Source organism: Megasphaera sp. NM10, assembly GCF_000417505.1.
GTDB classification, from domain to species: domain Bacteria; phylum Bacillota; class Negativicutes; order Veillonellales; family Megasphaeraceae; genus Megasphaera; species Megasphaera intestinihominis.
Genome location: NZ_APHY01000166.1, coordinates 1 through 492, shown reverse-complemented (window position 1 = coordinate 492; position 492 = coordinate 1). Strand labels below are relative to the sequence as shown.

At 48.8% G+C, this 492-nt stretch carries 1 protein-coding gene; it reads right to left on the bottom strand.

What is annotated here, in order from left to right; all coding sequences use genetic code 11:
- Window positions 1–275 (bottom strand): IS3 family transposase (locus tag NM10_RS13485; protein ID WP_147675901.1); only part of this gene is annotated, 275 nt, incomplete at its 3' end.
- Window positions 276–492: the final 217 nt, after the last annotated feature.

The window sequence follows — 492 nt, the reverse complement described above, 5'->3', positions numbered from 1 at the left end:
TCAGGATAAATAGCATAGATGCCCATCTTCAGCATAAGTCGCCGTACTGTCTTGCGACATACTGAAAAACCTTCTTCTTGCAGTTTGGCAACAATCTTACGAGAGCCTAGGTAGGGACACCTGGTATGCCAGTGGTCGATACGTTCCATTAACGATTCATCAAGCCTAACAGCAGCTTGGTTGGGTCCTGTAGGTGTGTAATATAGGCCGGAACGGTTCAGTCCCAGTAATTCGCACTGACGACGTATGGAAAGGCCGTTATCCTTTCTGATCATATTCCGGGATTCTTGGGATGGCCTCCCCAGCTTGGCGAAAGCAGTCCTGAAGAAAGTCGCGCTCAAGCGTAAGCTGACCGATGGTCCTTAGCATCTGGTCATTCTTTTCTCAGATCGTCCTCCTTCCTCTGAACGGCCTTACGCTCAGAATCTGCACCAAAGGCAAGATGGGCATTTGCAGGAATTCTTTCCATTTCTGACCATGTTTGGGTTCAGC